This is a genomic window from Streptomyces sp. bgisy100, from assembly GCF_057709105.1.
Genome location: NZ_JBYITE010000004.1, coordinates 1 through 16879, shown reverse-complemented (window position 1 = coordinate 16879; position 16879 = coordinate 1). Strand labels below are relative to the sequence as shown.

11 protein-coding genes and 1 pseudogene are annotated in these 16879 nt (G+C 74.0%); 8 read left to right on the top strand and 4 right to left on the bottom strand.

All coding sequences use genetic code 11. The annotated features are described in order from the left end of the window. Positions 1–382 precede the first annotated feature (382 nt). Together AC3EQ1_RS04085 and AC3EQ1_RS04080 are read right to left on the bottom strand one after the other, a co-directional pair. A complete protein-coding gene (locus AC3EQ1_RS04085; RefSeq protein ID WP_432092847.1) occupies positions 383–1207 on the bottom strand; it encodes a TetR family transcriptional regulator in 825 nt (274 codons plus the stop codon). Between the two features lie 85 nt (positions 1208–1292). Further along, positions 1293–3110 carry a 3-hydroxyacyl-CoA dehydrogenase family protein gene (locus AC3EQ1_RS04080; RefSeq protein ID WP_432092846.1) on the bottom strand — a complete coding sequence of 606 codons (1818 nt, stop codon included), beginning with the start codon at positions 3108–3110 and terminating at the stop codon, positions 1293–1295. 644 nt (positions 3111–3754) lie between these two features. On the opposite strand from AC3EQ1_RS04080, the gene AC3EQ1_RS04075 reads away from it, so the two are divergent. After that, positions 3755–4294 (top strand): HEAT repeat domain-containing protein, encoded by a 540-nt coding sequence (locus AC3EQ1_RS04075; RefSeq protein ID WP_432093030.1) that lies wholly within the window; start codon positions 3755–3757, stop codon positions 4292–4294. Between the two features lie 171 nt (positions 4295–4465). Here AC3EQ1_RS04075 and AC3EQ1_RS04070 read toward each other — a convergent pair whose 3' ends face one another. Together AC3EQ1_RS04070 and AC3EQ1_RS04065 are read right to left on the bottom strand one after the other, a co-directional pair. Then, the gene (locus AC3EQ1_RS04070; RefSeq protein WP_432092845.1) at positions 4466–5026 is read right to left on the bottom strand and encodes a GNAT family N-acetyltransferase; all 561 of its coding nucleotides are present in this window, start codon (positions 5024–5026) and stop codon (positions 4466–4468) included. 53 nt (positions 5027–5079) lie between these two features. Further along, positions 5080–5478, bottom strand: a pseudogene (locus AC3EQ1_RS04065) (Rv2578c family radical SAM protein); the annotation flags it as partial. 149 nt (positions 5479–5627) lie between these two features. Between AC3EQ1_RS04065 and AC3EQ1_RS04060 the strand changes: the two are divergent. The 7 genes from AC3EQ1_RS04060 to AC3EQ1_RS04030 all read left to right on the top strand — a co-directional run bounded on the left by AC3EQ1_RS04060 (position 5628) and on the right by AC3EQ1_RS04030 (position 16751). Further along, positions 5628–6071, top strand: a complete 444-nt coding sequence (locus AC3EQ1_RS04060) for an SRPBCC family protein (RefSeq protein ID WP_432092844.1) — start codon at positions 5628–5630, stop codon at positions 6069–6071. Between the two features lie 285 nt (positions 6072–6356). Beyond that, positions 6357–8780, top strand: a complete 2424-nt coding sequence (locus AC3EQ1_RS04055) for an MFS transporter (RefSeq protein WP_432092843.1) — start codon at positions 6357–6359, stop codon at positions 8778–8780. Positions 8781–9178: 398 nt separating this feature from the next. Further along, positions 9179–10012: a M55 family metallopeptidase gene (locus AC3EQ1_RS04050; protein WP_432092842.1), complete on the top strand. Its 834-nt coding sequence runs from the start codon at positions 9179–9181 to the stop codon at positions 10010–10012. Then, entirely contained in the window at positions 10005–11537 is a 1533-nt protein-coding gene (locus AC3EQ1_RS04045) for a M20/M25/M40 family metallo-hydrolase (RefSeq protein WP_432092841.1), read from the top strand. Before AC3EQ1_RS04050 ends, AC3EQ1_RS04045 begins: the two co-directional genes overlap by 8 nt. Further along, positions 11534–13852 (top strand): prolyl oligopeptidase family serine peptidase, encoded by a 2319-nt coding sequence (locus AC3EQ1_RS04040; protein WP_432092840.1) that lies wholly within the window; start codon positions 11534–11536, stop codon positions 13850–13852. Before AC3EQ1_RS04045 ends, AC3EQ1_RS04040 begins: the two co-directional genes overlap by 4 nt. A gap of 507 nt (positions 13853–14359) precedes the next feature. Then, on the top strand, positions 14360–15913 hold the full coding sequence (locus AC3EQ1_RS04035) for a sensor histidine kinase (protein ID WP_432092839.1): 1554 nt from the start codon (positions 14360–14362) through the stop codon (positions 15911–15913). Positions 15914–16106: 193 nt separating this feature from the next. Beyond that, positions 16107–16751 carry a LuxR C-terminal-related transcriptional regulator gene (locus tag AC3EQ1_RS04030; RefSeq protein ID WP_351505671.1) on the top strand — a complete coding sequence of 215 codons (645 nt, stop codon included), beginning with the start codon at positions 16107–16109 and terminating at the stop codon, positions 16749–16751. The last annotated feature ends 128 nt before the right edge of the window (positions 16752–16879 follow it).

The following is a 16879-nucleotide window of genomic DNA, read 5'->3' as shown; positions in this document are numbered from 1 at the left end:
GAATTTCTCTCAGATGTCATCCGGGGGGTACGTATGAGCAACAACGGCCGCCTCTATGGAGGCGGCCGTTGCCAAAAGTGCTCGAAAATGTACGGAAAGTTACGCTCCTCATGCTTTCCGGCGTACCCGCCCGGAGGCCCGCAGGCGCCGGCCGGAAGCCCCCGGAAGCCTTCGGGGTGACGCCGGTCGGCCGCTTGGCCGGATCGCGGCCGACCGCACGGGGCAGGACGGCCCGCGGTGCGTGCCCCGCTCTTGCTGCTGTGCTCGGTCCGCCGTGCCCGGTCCGCGATGCTCCGTCCGCTGTGCTCCGGCCTCCTGCGGGCCGCCGCACGGTGCTGTGGGCGGGCGTGGGCCCCCGGGACGTTGACGGGCCCGGCGGGTCTCAGCGGTCCTTCAGGGCCCGCTCGATCGTGCGCATCACTTCGCTGAGCGGCGCGTCCGTGCGGGCCACCGTGACCAGCACCTCCCCGGTCGCGGACACCGAGGCCGCCGGTTCCCGGTCGGCGGTGGAGCGGCCCGCGCCGATCCCGCTGCCGAAGGTGTCCCGGACGATGGCGAAGGCGTGGTCGAGCTGCGCCTCCACGTCCCCCTTGCCGCCGCCGCGCAGCCAGCGCCGCAGCACGTGGTTGTGGGCCGTCACCACCGCGGAGGCGGCGACCTCGGCGAGCAGCGGGTCGTCGTTGCCGACATGGTGGGCGCGCTCGTCGAAGTGGCCCAGCAGATAGCGGGTGAACAGCCGCTCGTACCGGGCGACCGAGGCGATCTCCCGCTCCCGCAGCGTGGGCACCTCCCGGGTCAGCCGGTAGCGCTCCACCGAGACGGCGGGGGACGACGCGTACATCCGCATGACTTCCTTGATGCCCCGGCACACGGTGTCCAGCGGGTGCTCGTGCGGGGGCGCCGCGTCGAGCACCGCCTCCGCCCGCACCAGCGTGTCGTCGTGGTCCGGGAAGATCGCCTCTTCCTTCGACCGGAAGTGCCGGAAGAAGGTCCGGCGGGCGACCCCCGCGGCGGCGGCGATCTCGTCGACCGTCGTCGCCTCGTAGCCCTTGGTCGCGAACAGCTCCATCGCCGCGGACGCCAGCTCGCGGCGCATCTTGAGGCGCTGTGCGGCGGCCCGCCGGCTGCCCGCGCTCTCTGGGGCCCCCTCGGACGCCCCCTTCTCGGACGATCGCAGGGTACGAGCGGACTTCACGGGCTGGGACATGTGGGGAACGTAACACGGTGCACTGTCCGTGTGCGGGGGCGGACTCCCTGAAGGCTCCAGGAGCCCGCCCCACCCCGGTGACCGGTCAGCGCCGGGCATACTCGCGGAAGCCGCGCCCCGTCTTACGGCCCAGGCAGCCCGCCGCCACCAGGTGCTCCAGCAGGGGAGCGGGAGCCAGGCCCGGATCGCGGAACTCCCGGTGCAGCACCCGCTCGATGGCGAGCGAGACGTCCAGCCCCACCACGTCCAGGAGTTCGAACGGGCCCATCGGGTAGCCGCCGCCGAGCTTCATCGCGGCGTCGATGTCGTCGAGGGTGGCGTAGTGCTCCTCGACCATCTTCACCGCGTTGTTGAGGTACGGGAACAGCAGGGCGTTCACGATGAATCCGGCCCGGTCGCCGCAGTCCACCGGGTGCTTGCGCACCTTGTTGCAGACCTCGCGGACCGTCGCGTGCACCTCGCCGGAGGTCAGGACCGTGCGCACGATCTCGACCAGCTTCATCGCCGGGGCCGGGTTGAAGAAGTGCATCCCGATGACGTCCTGCGGCCGCGAGGTGGCGCGGGCACAGGCGACGACCGGCAGCGAGGAGGTGGTGGTGGCGAGCACCGCACCCGGCTTGCAGACCTTGTCCAGCGTCGCGAACAGCTGCTGCTTGACCTCCAAGTCCTCGGCCACCGCCTCGACCGCGAGGTCCACGTCCGCGAACGCGTCCAGGGAGCCGGCCGGGGTGACCCGGGCCAGCGCCTCCTCCCGCGCCTCGGCCGTCATCCGGCCCTTGTCGACGGAGCGGGCCAGGGACTTGGCGATCCGGCCCTTGGCGGTGTCCGCCTTGTCCTGGCTGCGGGCGGCCAGCACGACGTCGTAGCCCGCCTTGGCGAACACCTCGGCGATGCCGCTCGCCATGGTCCCGGAGCCGGCCACGCCCACGCTGCGGACCGTGCGGCCGGACCCGGCGGCCGCACCCGCCGGGTCCGGCGTCTCGGCGTCGGGCACCACCGTGGCGCTGCCCGGGGCCTCGTACGTGTAGAAGCCGCGGCCCGCCTTGCGGCCCGTCAGCCCGGCCTCGGCGAGCTGCCCCAGGATCGGCGCGGGGGCGTGCAGCCGGTCGCCGGAGGAGGCGTACATCGCGTCCAGGACCCGGCGGGCCGTGTCGATGCCGACCAGGTCCAGCAGGGCGAGCGGGCCCATCGGCAGACCGCAGCCGAGCCGCATGGCGGCGTCGATGTCCTCGCGGGTGGCGTACTTCGCCTCGAACATCGCGGCGGCCTGGTTGAGGTAGCCGAAGAGCAGGCCGTCGGCGACGAAGCCGGGCCGGTCGCCGACCGCCACCGGCTGCTTGCCCAGCTCCTGGGCGAGGGAGGTCACCGCGGCGACGGCGGCGGGCGCGGTGAGCACCGAGGAGACGATCTCGACCAGCTTCATCGCGGGCGCCGGGTTGAAGAAGTGCAGGCCCAGCACGCGCTCCGGACGGGCGGAGTCGGCGGCGAGCCGGGTCACCGAGAGGGCGTTGGTGCCGGTCGCCAGGATGGTGTCCGGCCGGACGACGGCGTCGAGGGCCGAGAACACCTCGTGCTTGGTCTCGTAACTCTCCGGCACGACCTCGATGACCAGGTCGGCGTCGGCCGCCGCCTGCAGGTCGGAGAAGGTGCGGAAGCGGGCGAGAACGTCCCGCCGCTCCTGCTCGGTCAGCCGCTCGCGCTCCACGGCGCGGGCGGTGGACGCTTCCAGGGCGGACACGGCCTGCCGGGCGGCGGCTTCGCTGATGTCGATCCCGATGACCTCGCGGCCGGCGCGGGCCAGCACCTCGGCGATACCGGCACCCATGGTGCCGAGGCCGACGACGGCGATCGTGCCGAGAGCGGTGGGGACAGGGGCGGGATCAGGGGTGGACGAACGGTCCATCGCGAGACTCCAGAGGGTGTTCCCCGGGCCGAGGGCGCGGGGAGAGTGACGACTGAGGGTTTTCCGGGGTCGCCAAAGGGCGTACCGCGGGAGGGAGTTGCGTGATGTGATGCACGACGGGCAGCACTGCCCGGAGAAGAAAGCGGCAGGCCCTGTCCCGGGGCCGTGCCGTACTGCGTGCTGTGCAGAACCGACTGCACTGGCGGCTGCGTCACCAGGCCGCCCGAGCGGGTGTGCTCGTACCCAGAGCTTAACCCGTCAGTAACCAAGTACGCCAGAGGACGGGGAGCGCCGGGAGATGTGGCGCCGACCACTGCCGATCAGCTGCCGAACGGATGCCGAACGGACGCCGGGCAACTGCCGATCACTGGGGAGGACGGCCGATGGAAGAGGACTTCCGCGAACTGGCGGAACGGGTGCGGAGCGAAGCGGCGGGGGCGGCGGAGCGGGCGGAGTACGTCCGGCTGGTCGCGCTCACCGCGGAGCTCACCGGGGAGCCCACTGCGGTGGCGCCGGCCCCGGGGGCGGAGGCGTCTGCCGCGCCCACGGAACGGGATGCGGACGGGGCGGCGGGTGCGGATGCGGCGCACGCGGCGGCGAACGGTGGCGGTGCGTCCGGTGCGCGGACGACGGCCCGGGCGCCGTTGGACGCGTCCCCGGAGGCGGTTCCTCCGGCCGGTACGGGCGGTGCGGTCGCGGAGCTGGCGGGGGTGCTGGCCGAGGCCGGCCGGCCGCTGTGGGCCCGGGAGATCGCGGCGTTCGGCCTGGCGTGCGCCGGTGACCGGCGCGCCTTCGAACCGCTGGTCCTGCTGCTCAACCACCGGGACCCGGAGCGGTGCGCCACCGCGGCCGTCGCCCTGGCCCGGCTCGGGGACCCCCGGACGGCCCGGGCGGCGGCCGCGCTGGCCACCAACCCGCTGCGCACGGCCTACGCCCTGCACCCCGTCCGGCTGCTCACCGCGCTGCGCGCACCGGAGTCGGCGCCGGCGCTGACCGCGACCCTGCGGCGGCTGCTGGCCCCGCACGACCCGTTCTGGCGGATCGCGCTGGCGTGCGTCGAGGGGCTGGGCGCGCTGGGCGACGACCGTGCCGTACCGGTGCTGCAAGCGGCCCGGGACCACCCCCGGCTGGCGGCGGCCGCGGCGGCGTCGCTGGCGCGGCTGGGGGCGGAGGCGGCGGGCTGAGAGGAGTGGAGGCGACGGGTCGGACGAGGCGGAGATGGTGGGGCGGAAGAGGTGGGGTCGGCGGGTCGGTGAGGGGAGGAGGTGCCTGGCTGGAAGAGGTGGGGTCGGCGGGTCGGTGAGGGGAGGAGGCGGCCGGCTGGAAGAGATGGAGACGGCCGGCCGGGAAGGGGGCTACGGGCCGAGCGGGACAGCGCCGGCAGGCGCCGCGCCGGACAGCCGGAGCGCGTAGCGGACCTCCGGAGCCGGTGCGCCGTCCACGGTGTTCGGATCCCGCCCGCCGTCCGGGGCGAAGCCCGCGATCTCGTAGAAGCGGCGGGCTCGGGCGTTGCCTTCGAGCACCCAGAGGCGCAGCGCCGTGAAGCCGCGGTCGGCGGCGTGCGCGAGCGAAGCGGCCAGCAGGGCCCGCCCGGTACCGGTGGACAGGTGCTCGGGGAGTACGTAGAGGGCGTAGAGCTCACCGTCGCCGGGGCCGGCGTCCGCGTCGCGGCAGGGGCCGGTGCAGGCCCAGCCGATGACCTCGCCGCCGCGCTCGGCCACCAGATCGGCGGGGCCGCCGGCGGTGCCGCGGCCGTGCGCGAAGATCTCCCGGCGCCGGGCCAGGTCCTCCTCGACGCTCATCGCGTCGAGCGTGGCCTGCGGCAGCAGCCCGGCGTACGCGGACTGCCAGCCGCGCACCCGCGCGGTCGACACGGCCCGGAGGTCCCGCTCCGTCATGTCCCTGATGAGCAACATGTGTTCAGGCTAGGTGCGCGCTTCGGCCGGCGCACCGCGGTTTTCCCGGGCGCTCACAGCAGCGTGAGCTGCGTCGGTTCCGGAGTCGACGGGGCTGACGGGGCCGACGGTTCCGTGGCCGGCGGTTCGGCGATGCGGCGTGCCGCGCCCGCGCGGAAGGGGCCCATGCCGAACTCCCTGGCGTATTCGTGGACCTGGCGGGTGATCCGGCGCTGGTACCACGTCGGAGCGTACGACCCGCCCGCGTACATCGTCTCGTAGCGCCGCACCAGGTGCGGGTGGTGGTGGCCCAGCCACTCCATGAACCACTCCCGGGCGCCCGGCCGCAGATGCAGCACCAGCGGTGTCACCGAGGCCGCCCCGGCGGCCGCGATGGCCCGCACCGTCGCGCGGAGCTGCTCGGGTGTATCGCTGAGGAAGGGGATGACCGGGGCCATCCAGACGGCCGGTCCCGGCGGCGGCCGGTACCGGGTGGCTGGTGTACCGGCGGCCGGTGCCCGGCGGCGCCCGGATTTGGGCGGGCGCGCCGCCGGTGGTTGGCTGTGCGGCACCGGATCCGGGCCCGGATGCGGACACCGGCAGGTCGACGGAAGGAACAGCGATGGCGCAGGTCGAGGCCACCACGGAGCGGATCGTCCAGGCGGAACCGGAGGCGGTGTTCGCGGCCCTGGCCGACTACTCCGGCACCCGCGCCGAGCTGCTCCCCGAGCACTTCAGCGAGTACGAGGTGCGCGAGGGCGGCAGCGGGGAGGGCACCCTGGTGCACTGGAAGCTCCAGGCCACCAGCAAGCGGGTCCGCGACTGCCTGCTGGAGGTCTCCGAGCCCAGCGCCGGGCAGCTGGTGGAGAAGGACCGCAACTCCTCCATGGTCACCACCTGGACCGTGACCCCGGCCGGGACCGGCGCGTCCAACGTCGTCGTCACCACCGTCTGGAACGGCGCGGGCGGCATCGGCGGCTTCTTCGAGAAGACCTTCGCCCCCAAGGGCCTCGGCAGGATCTACGACGCGGTGCTCGCGAAGCTCGCCGCCCACGTCGAGAAGTAGCCCGAGAGAGACCGGGAGGCGCGCCGTCCGGCGACGGGTCGCGCTCCCGGGCCGTCGCCGCAGTGCACCCGAAGCTCACCGGAACGAGTGGTTTTCCGGTGGCTTCGGGCAGGTGCCGCAGGTTCCCCGGCTCGGCCGAAACACGCTGATGAGCGCCCGATGCCCGTCCGGCGCACGGTAGTCGGGCCCCGATCCGGTCCCTCGTCCCGGTGAATCGTCGCGCTTGCTCCCGGTTGTCGTGCAATGCGACAACTGGCGGCGCAAACGCGACGAGGGGAGCTGTACGTGGGCGGGACCACACTGGTGAAGGACGCCCGGCCGCCCGCCGCGGCCGCCCCCGCCGGCCCCACTCCCGCCGGCCCCGTACCGCCCCCGCAGCTCGGCCCGCGCCGGATCCGGGCGGTCTTCCTGGGGCTGATGCTGACCCTGCTCCTCGCGGCGCTCGACCAGACCATCGTCGCCACCGCGCTCCCCAGGATCGTCGGCGAACTGCACGGCCTGGACCGGATGTCCTGGGCCGTGACGGCCTACCTCCTCGCCTCGACCGTCGTGCTGCCCCTCTACGGCAAGTGCGGCGATCTCTTCGGCCGCAAGGGCGTCTTCCAGTTCGCCATCGTGGTGTTCGTCGTCGGCTCCGCCCTCGCGGGCCGCTCCGGGACGATGAACGAACTGATCGCCTTCCGCGCCGTCCAGGGCGTCGGCGGCGGAGGCCTGATGATCGGCGTCCAGGCGATCATGGCCGACATCGTCCCGGCCCGGGAACGCGGCCGGTACATGGGTGTCATCGGGGCCGCCTTCGGCCTCGCCTCCGTCGCCGGACCGCTGCTCGGCGGCTTCTTCACCAACCACGCGTCCTGGCGCTGGTGCTTCTACATCAACGTGCCCTTCGGCCTGATCACCCTGGCCGTCGTCGCCGTCGTGCTCAAGCTGCCGAAGCCCGCCGCCCGCCCACGCCTCGACATCCTCGGCGCGCTCCTCCTCGCCGCCGCCTCCACCTGCCTGGTCCTGCTGACCAGTTGGGGCGGCACCGAGTACGCCTGGACCTCCCGGGTCGTCCTCGGGCTCGCCTGCGGGGCCGTGGGCTCGGTGCTGCTCTTCGTCGTCGTCGAGAACTTCGCACCCGAACCGATCATTCCGATGCGGCTGTTCCGTGACGGGGTGTTCACCATGACCGGGCTCATCGGCATGGTCATCGGGGTCGCGCTGTTCGGTGCCGCCAGCTATCTGCCGACCTTCCTCCAGATGGTCGACGGGGTGAGCGCCACCGAGTCCGGACTGCTGATGCTGCCCATGATGGGCGGCATCGTGCTCGCCTCCGTGCTCTCCGGCCGGCTGATCAGCCGCACCGGCCGCTACAAGGTCTATCCGGTGACGGGCTGCGCCGTCTCCGCGGTCGGCATGTGGCTGCTGTCCCGGCTCGGCACGGACACGAGCCGGGCCGAGTACAGCGTCTGGATGGCGATCCTCGGTGTCGGCATCGGACTGGTCATGCCGGTGCTCGTCCTGGCGGTGCAGAACGCGGTGCCGCCGGCCGACCTCGGCGTGGCCACCAGTGCCAACAACTACTTCCGGCAGATGGGCGGTTCGGTCGGCGCTGCGGTCTTCGGCACGCTCTTCGCCGGCCGGCTCACCGACAGCCTGGCGGACGAACTCCCCGCCGGGGTCGCCCTGCCGGAGCCGGACTCGATCACCCCGCAGATGGTGCACGCCATGGAGGCGGCGCTGCGTGACGGATACATCCGGGCGTACGCCGAGGCCATGCCGCGCATCTTCCTCTACCTCGTGCCGGTGCTCCTGCTCGGCTTCCTGCTCGCCTTCCTGTTGACGGAGAAACCCCTGGTGTCCTACCACGCCCCCACCGCCGAGACCATGACCGTCCCGCCCGCACGGTCCTCCTCCGGGGCCGCCACCGCCGCCCCCGCCCCGGTGTCCGGCACCGGCGCGGCGCCGACCGGGGTACCGGTCTGCGGCACCGTCCAGCACCACGACGGGACCACGGTGCCCCGCGCCGCGCTCACCCTCATCGACGTCTCCGGCCGGCAGATCGGACGCGGCGCCTCCGGCGAGGACGGGCGGTACGCGCTGAGCACGCCCGGACCGGGGTCCTATGTGCTCATCGCGGCGGCGGGCGGGCACCAGCCGCAGGCCGTGAGCGTCACCGTCGGCGAGCGCCCGGTCGACCTCGACGTGGTGCTCGGTGGCGCGGGCCGGCTCGCCGGGACGGTGCTGACCGCGGACGGCTCGCCGGTGCGGGACGCCACGGTGACCCTCACCGACGTCCGCGGCGAGGTGGTCGCCACCACCCGCAGCGGGCGGGAGGGCGGATATGTGATGGGGGAGCTGGTCGCCGGGGAGTACGTCCTCGCCGCCAGCGCCCCGGCCTTCCGCCCGGCCGCCCTCGCCGTCACCGTCCAGGCGGCGCGGGAGACCCGGCAGGACGTCGAGCTCGCGGGCGGCGCGGTGCTCCGCGGCACCGTACGGGCGCACGCGGGCCGCGCCGTCGAGGACGCCCGGGTCACCCTGCTGGACGCGGCGGGCAATGTGGTCGACACCCTGACGACGGGACTGGACGGCACCTTCCGGTTCGTCGACCTGTCGGCCGGCGAGTACACGGTGATCGCCGCCGGGTACCCGCCGGTGGCCACTGTGCTCCAGGTGGCCGGCGGGGGCCGCACCGAACGGGACCTCCAGCTCGGGCACGAGGACTGACGGGCGGTCGGGCGGGCGACCGCGGCCGGCGGTGGTGCGGCGCCGGCGGTGGTGCGGCCGAACGGGTGGTGAGGAGCCGTCGGGAGGGGGCCCGCGCTGAGGAGGCATGCTGTCCGCGCCGGCCTTCGGCGACACAGGGTTTCGCCCTCGGCGGCCGGGGTCGGGGCAGGCTTCGGTCAGGGCGGTCCGTCACCGGGATGTGCCTCCGTCGCGGCTGCGGGCGCGTGGGTGGCGCCGTCCCTCCGGCCGCCGGTCACGGCCGTCGCGTCCGCCCGGAAGGTGCTCCGTTGCCCGTCCGGCCGCTGGTCATGGGCCGTACGGGCTGACTTCCCGCGGCCGGCCCGGTGCGGTTGTCCACAGGCCTGGTTCGGCTCCGCGGCGGCGCGTACCGTCGTGGCATGAAGATCCTCATTTCCGCGGACATGGAGGGCGCGACCGGTGTGACCTGGCCGGGCGATGTGCTCCCGGGCAGTGAGCAGTGGGAGCGCTGCCGCCCCCTGTTCACGTCCGATGTGAATGCGGCGATCGCCGGTTTCTTCGACGGCGGCGCGGACGACGTGGTGGTCAACGAGGCGCACTGGACCATGCGCAACCTGCTGCTGGAGCAGCTCGACGACCGGGCGCAGATGCTCACCGGGCGGCACAAGTCGCTGAGCATGGTCGAGGGCGTGCAGCACGGGGACGTGGACGGGGTGGCGTTCGTCGGCTATCACACCGGTGCGGGCACCGAGGGGGTGCTGGCCCACACCTATCTGGCCAACTCCGTCACCGGGGTCTGGGTCGACGGCACCCGCGCGAGCGAAGGCCTGCTCAACGCCCTGGTGGCCGCGGAGTTCGGGGTTCCGGTGGTGCTGGTGACCGGCGACGACAGAACGTGCGAGGACGCCGCCGGGTGGGCCCCGCGGGCGCGCGGCGTGGCCGTCAAGGACTACGTCTCGCGGTACGCGGCGGTCTGCCGCACCCCGGCCCGCACGGCCGCCGACATCCGCGCGGCGGCGAAGGAGGCGGCGGGGCTGGCGCTGCGTCACGAACCGGCCCGGAAGGGGCCGTTCACCGTGGAGCTGGAATTCGACGCGGAGCACCTGGCGGGAGCGGCGACGGTGGTTCCGGGCGTGGCGGCCACCGGGGAGCGCCGGGTCGCCTACACGAGCGACACGATGTACGACGGCATCCGCTGCTTCAAGGCCGTCACCACCATCGTGTCGGCGGCGACGGAGGAGCAGTATGGCTGAGCGGACGGCCCCGGAGGGGGCGGCGGTGGACGAGGCCGCCATGGACGAGGTGGTGCGGTTCACCTCGGACCTGATCCGTATCGACACCACCAACCGCGGGGGCGGGGACTGCGCCGAGCGGCCCGCCGCCGAGTACGTCGCGGGGCTGCTCACCGAGGCCGGCCTGGAACCGGTCCTGCTGGAGCGGGCGCCCGGCCGGACGAATGTGGTGGCCCGGATCGAGGGCACCGACCCGACGGAGACGGCCCTGCTCGTCCACGGCCATCTGGACGTGGTGCCGGCCGAACCGGCCGACTGGACCGTGCACCCCTTCTCCGGCGAGGTCCGGGACGGCGTGGTGTGGGGCCGTGGCGCCATCGACATGAAGAACATGGACGCGATGGTCCTGTCGGTGCTCCGGTCCTGGGCACGCACCGGGGCCCGGCCCCGGCGGGACATCGTGCTGGCCTTCACCGCCGACGAGGAGGACAACGGCGAGTACGGCTCGGGCTTCCTCGCCGACCGGCACCCGGAGCTGTTCGAGGGCTGCACGGAGGGCATCTCGGAGTCCGGTGCGTTCACCTTCCACGCCAACGGGCGGCGGTTCTACCCGATCGGGGCGGGGGAGCGGGGCACGGCGTGGCTGCGGCTGACGGCCGACGGCCGCGCGGGGCACGGCTCCAAGGTCAACCGGGAGAACGCCGTGAGCAGACTGGCCGGCGCGGTCTCCCGGATCGGGGACCACCGGTGGCCGGTCCGCATCACCCCGACCGTACGGGCCGCGCTGACCGAACTCGCGGCGGCGCACGGCATCGCGGCGGAGCTGCCCGCGGACGATCCGGAGGCCCTGGCCCGCGCCGTCGACGCCCTGATCGCCGAGCTGGGCCCGGCCGGCGCGATCGTCCAGCCGACGGTGCGCAACAGCACGAACCCGACCATGCTCGATGCCGGCTACAAGATCAATGTGATTCCAGGCCATGCCACGGGCTTCGTCGACGGCCGGATCGTGCCGGGCGGTGAGGACGAGTTCCGGCAGACCCTCGACCGGCTCACCGGCCCGTACGTGGACTGGGAGTTCCACCACCGCGAGGTCCCGCTGCAGGCCCCGGTCGACTCCCCGTCCTTCCTGGCCATGCGGGAGGCCGTGGAGCACTTCGACCCGGGCGCGACCGCGGTGCCCTACTGCATGTCCGGGGGGACGGACGCCAAGCAGTTCTCCCGACTGGGCATCGTCGGGTACGGCTTCTCCCCGCTGAAGCTGCCCGAAGGCTTCGACTACCAGGCGCTGTTCCACGGTGTCGACGAACGGGTGCCGGTGGAGGCCCTCCGGTTCGGCGTCCGTGCCCTCGACCGCTTCCTGCGGAACGGCACCGCGTCGCGGAACGGCACCGCGTCGCGGAACAGCACCGCGTCGCGGAACGGCACCGCGTCGCGGAACGGCACCACGTCGCGGACCGGGAGCGGCGGACCGGGCGGTGCGGAACCGGGCGGTACGGAACCGGGCGGTACGGAACCGGATGGTGCGGGTACGGGCGGTGGAACATGACCACGGCCCCCTACGGCGGGTGGCGCTCGCCGATCGACGCCGCGCTGGCCGCCGCGCGCGACGGCCGGCCGGAGTTCCTCGGCACGGTCGGGGCCGAGACCTGGTGGACCGAGCCGCGGCCCGGTGAGCACGGCCGGCGAGCCCTGGTGCGGCGCACCGCGGACGGCCCCGCGCACTCCCTGCTTCCCCCGCCCTGGAACGTCCGCAGCCGGGTCATGGAGTACGGCGGCAGACCCTGGGCGGCCGTGCCCCGGGACGGGGGCGGACCGCTCGGCGTCTTCGTCCACTTCGCCGACCAGCGGCTGTACGCCTTCGAGCCGGACGCGGCTTCGGGCTCCCCCGGCTGGGGCGCGTCCGGCACCCACAGTGGGTCCGGTGCGCACAGTGGGTCCGGTGCCCACGGTGGATCCGGTACCTATGGCGCACCCGGCACCCAACGGCCGACTGGCGCCCACGGCGGGGCCGGTGCCCATGTCACCACCGGCACCCGACGGCCGACCGGCACCCACGGCGCCCCGGATCTCCCCGGCGCCCCGGACCGCCCCGGTGCGCCCCGTCCCCTCACGCCGCTGTCGCCGGTCGGCCGGGGCCTGCGCTGGGCGGACCCGCAGATCCTGCCCGAGCGCGGCGAAGTGTGGTGCGTGCTGGAGGAGTTCACCGGTGACCGCCCCTGCGACGTGCGGCGGGTCCTCGCGGCGGTGCCGCTGGACGGCTCGGCCGCCGAGGACCGGACCGCCGTGCGCGAACTCACCGGCGCCGGACACCGGTTCGTCACCGGCCCGCAGCTCTCCCCCGACGGCCGTCACGCCGCCTGGATCGCCTGGGACCACCCCCGGATGCCCTGGGACGGCACCGAGCTGCTGCTCGCCGACGTCCTGCCGGACGGCACCCTCGGCGCGCCCCGGACGCTGCTGGGGGCGCCGGAGAGCGGGGAAGAGGCCCTCGCCCAGGTCGCCTGGGCGGACGACGGGACGCTGCTCGTGGCGAGCGACCGCGGCGGCTGGTGGAACCTGTACCGCGTCCGCCCGGAGGACGGCCGGGCCACCGCACTCTGCCCGCGCGCCGAGGAGTTCGCCGGGCCGCTGTGGAAGCTGGGCAGCCGCTGGTTCGCCCCGCTGCCGGACGGGCTGATCGCCGTGGTGCACGGCACGGAGACCACGGCCCTCGGCATCCTCGACCCCCGGACCGGCGAACTGTACGACGCCCCCGGGCCGTGGACGGACTGGGAGCCGTCCCTCGCCGTACAGGGCTCGCGGGTGACGGGTGTCGCCGCCGGGCCGTACAGCGGCCACGAGGTCGTCGAACTCGACACCGCCACCGGCCGTACCCGGGTCGTCGGGGCCGCGCACCACGATCCGGTCGCCCCGGCGTACTACCCGGAGATCCGGCACCGGACGTTCCCGGGGCCCGGCGGCCGGGAGATCCATGCCCATGTCCACCCGCCTCGCAACCCCGCACACACCGGCCCGGCCGGCGAGCTCCCGCCGTACGTTCTGTGGGCGCACGGCGGCCCCACCGGCCGCGCCGCTCCTGTACTCGACCTGGAGGTCGCCTACTTCACCTCCCGGGGCATCGGGGTCGCCCTGGTCGACTACGGCGGCTCCACCGGCTACGGGCGCGCCTACCGCGACCGGCTGCGGGGACAGTGGGGGATCGTCGACGTGGAGGACTGCGCCGCCGTCGCCCTGGCCCTGGCCGACGAGGGCAGCGCCGACCGAGCCCGGCTCGCCGTCCGCGGCGGCAGCGCCGGCGGCTGGACGGCCGCGGCCTCCCTGGCCCGCACGGACGTGTACGCCTGCGGCACCGCCGCCTACCCCGTCCTGGACCTCACGAGCTGGGCCGACGCCACCCACGACTTCGAATCGCACTATCTCGACAGCCTGGTGGGCCCGCCGGACGACCTCCCGGACCGGAACCGCGAACGGTCCCCGGTGCACCGCGCGGACGGGATCAGAGCGCCCCTGCTGCTCGTCCAGGGGCTGGACGATGTCATCTGCCCGCCCGAGCAGTGCGAGCGGTTCACCGCCGAACTGGCCGCGCGGGGGTTGCCGTACCGGTACCTCACGTTCGAGGGGGAGGGGCACGGATTCCGCCGCGCGGACACCATGATCCGGGTGCTCGGAGCGGAACTTGCCCTCTACGCGGAGGTGTTCGGTTTTGCACTGCCGGAGCCGTCCGAGCCGTCCGAGCCGTCCGAACCGTACGAGCCGCCCGAGCCGCCGGAGGTTTCGGGGGCTCCTGGGGAAGGTGGGAGCGCCGGCCGTCGTGCTGACCGGTCCGGGACAGCCACGGCGCCTGGGCTCGGTGTGCCGTGAGGGACTCTGTCCGGCCGGCGGGCACGGTGGCCTCTGGGGCCACCGGTTCGCGGGGGTGGCGCCGGTCCGTGGGGCAGCGCATCGGTGGGCCAGCGCTTCGGTGAGGCAGTGCCTCGGTGAGGCAGTGCCGTTAGGTGAGGCAGCGCCCGTTCGGTTCGGGTAGCGCTGTTCCGCGCGGGGGCGTCGCCCTGGTGAGCTCGCTGTGCTCGGTGACGGACCCTTCGCAGTACGGGAGTTCACCGCTCTGGGGGAGGAAGGGGAGGGGAGGGAGGGGGTGGGGGAGGCCGAACCCCCTGGACTCGTGGTGTCACCCTGGTGAGCCGCTGGGTCCGCGGGAAATCCTGGATTCGGCACGGCGGGGGAGGCGAGGAGCGCAACCCGGGTGACGACCGGGAGCCCGCCCGGGACGGCGTCCGGGGGACCGTCCGGGACGCCGACCTCGTCCGGGAATCCGTGAAGGACGCGGGCCGGAGCGGGGGACCGCGGAGATTCCAGGAGGGGCGGAGCATGTCCGGCAGTGGCAGCAGTGGCAGCAGTGGCAGCAGTGGCAGCAGTGCCAGCAGCGGCGGCAGTGGCGGCGGCGGCGACAGCGTCGGCAGCGGCGGCAGTGGTGGCGGGGGCGACAGCGGCGGCAGTGGCACCGTGGCCTCCACGGCTCACGGGGGACCGCGTCGGAGACGAACGGCGCGACTGTTCACCGCGCCGTTCTCCTCCCACAGCTTGGCCGCCGCGCTGTACGGGATCCTCGCGCTGCCTCTCGCGCTGGCCGGGGCGGTCCTGGCGGTGGCCGGGCTGCTGGTCGGCGGTGTGCTGTCGGTGACCCCGCTGGGGCCGTGGCTGATCGCCGGTGCCGTGCGCGCCTGTCTGGGCGCCGCCGGTGCCCACCGTGCTCTGGCCCGGGTCCTGTTGGGTGATCACCTCGACGTGCCGGAGCGCCGTACCGCGTCCGGCCTCTTCAACCGGCGCCGCGCGATGCTCCGGGACCCGGCCGGGTGGCGGGCGGTGGGCTGGCTGCTCGCCGCCCCGGTGACCGCGGTGCTCCCGTTCGTCACCGTGCTCGTCGCCTACGTCTACGGGCTGGTGTTCCTGACCATGCCGGTGCTTCAGCGGTGGAACCACACCACGGTCCGGGAGCCGGACGGCACCACCCGCCGTGTCGCGGTGTCCTTCGCCGGGCTGGAGGTCGATTCCTGGCCGCTGCTGGTGGTGTTGTCGGTGGTGGGGCTGGCGCTGCTGCTCTGCGGCCCCCTGGTGCTGCGTGCCGCCCTGGCCCCGCACCGGTCGCTGCTGCGCGTCCTGCTCGGTCCGAGTGCCGCCCAGAGCCGTATCCGGGATCTGGAGGAGACCCGGGCCCATGCCGTGGACGACGCCGCAGCCACCCTGCGGCGCATCGAACGCGACCTGCACGACGGTACGCAGGCGCGGCTGGTCGGCCTGGGCATGCACCTCACCATGATCCGGGAACTGGTGGACACCGGTGCGGAGCGGCAGCAGCTGCTCTCGGTGGTCGACACCGCTCGCGACCACGCCAAACGGGCCGTGGCCGACCTCCGTGACCTGGTGCGCGGCATCCATCCGCCCGTCCTCGACCAGGGGTTGGGACCGGCGTTGGCCACGCTGGCCGCGGACTGCGCGCTACCGGTGGAGGTCTCGGCGGACGGCGTCGAGCGGCCGCCTCCGGCGATCGAGAGCATCGCCTACTTCTGCGCCGCCGAACTGCTGGCCAATGTCGTCAAACACAGCGGCGGCAGCTCCGCGGCGGTGGCGGTGCGGCGGGAGGCGGCGCTGCTCCGGCTGACCGTCTCGGACGACGGCGGCGGTGGAGCGCGGATCGGCGGCGGCAGCGGTCTGACGGGACTGCTGGCCCGGGTCCGGACGGTGGACGGGACACTCGTCGTCGACAGCCCGGCCGGAGGGCCTACGGTGGTCACCGTCGTACTGCCGTGTCCTGCTCCGCCGTGTCCTGCCCCGCCCTCTCCTGCTCCGCCCTGCCCGCCGTCGAGTCGACCGCTCGACGCCGTCTCCCGCTCCGCCCGCCCGGCACCTGCCGGTGACGCATGACGGGACGGAACGCATGACGGAACGCATGACGGGACGGATGGCGGGGCGGTGACGCAGGTCAGGACGGTGGCGGGGCGGGCGGGGAAGCCGGGAGCGCGTGTGTCCGGGGCGGTGACGGGGCGGCAGGTCCGCCCGGGAGACCGGTGGCGGCGCGCGTCCCGAACGGTGACGAGAACACGGGGGTTGTCCGACGATGCGCGTCGTCATTGCCGAGGATTCCGCGATTCTGCGCGAGGGGCTCGCCGGGCTCCTCGCCCTGCGGGGCGTGGAGGTGGTGGCGGCCGTCGGTGACGCGGCGGCCCTGCACACCGCGGTGACCGAACACCGGCCGGACGCGGCCGTGATCGACATCCGGCTGCCTCCCGACCACACCGACGAAGGTCTGCGCGCGGCGATCGCCATCCGCCGGGAGACGCCCGAGGTGGGCGTGTTGATCTTCTCCCAGTACGTGGAGACCCGTTACGCGGCCGATCTGCTCGCGCAGGGCTCGGCAGGCGTCGGCTATCTGCTGAAGGAACGGGTCGTCGACATCGGCGAATTCGTCGACGCGCTGCGCCGGGTCGCCGACGGCGGCACCGCCCTCGACCCCGAGGTGGTGACCCGCCTGATGGGCGCGGGACGACAGCCCCGGGGCCTGGAGCACCTCACTCCGCGGGAGCGCGAAGTCCTGTCCCTCATGGCCGAGGGACACACGAACACCGGGATCGCTCAGCAGTTGGTGGTGTCGGAGCGGGCCGTCGAGAAGCACATCTCGAACATCTTCCTCAAGCTCGACCTGCCGCCGTCGGAGGACGGCCATCGCAGGGTGCTGGCCGTCCTCCGCTACCTGAGGGTCTGAGCCGACAGCCGACAGCCGACAGCCGACAGCCGACAGCCAGGGGCCAGGGCTGAGGCCGGGGCCGGGGCCGCGGGTACCCGGGGTCCGAGCGGGTGCCTGCGGCCCGGGGCGGTCCCGTCCTGTGTGGC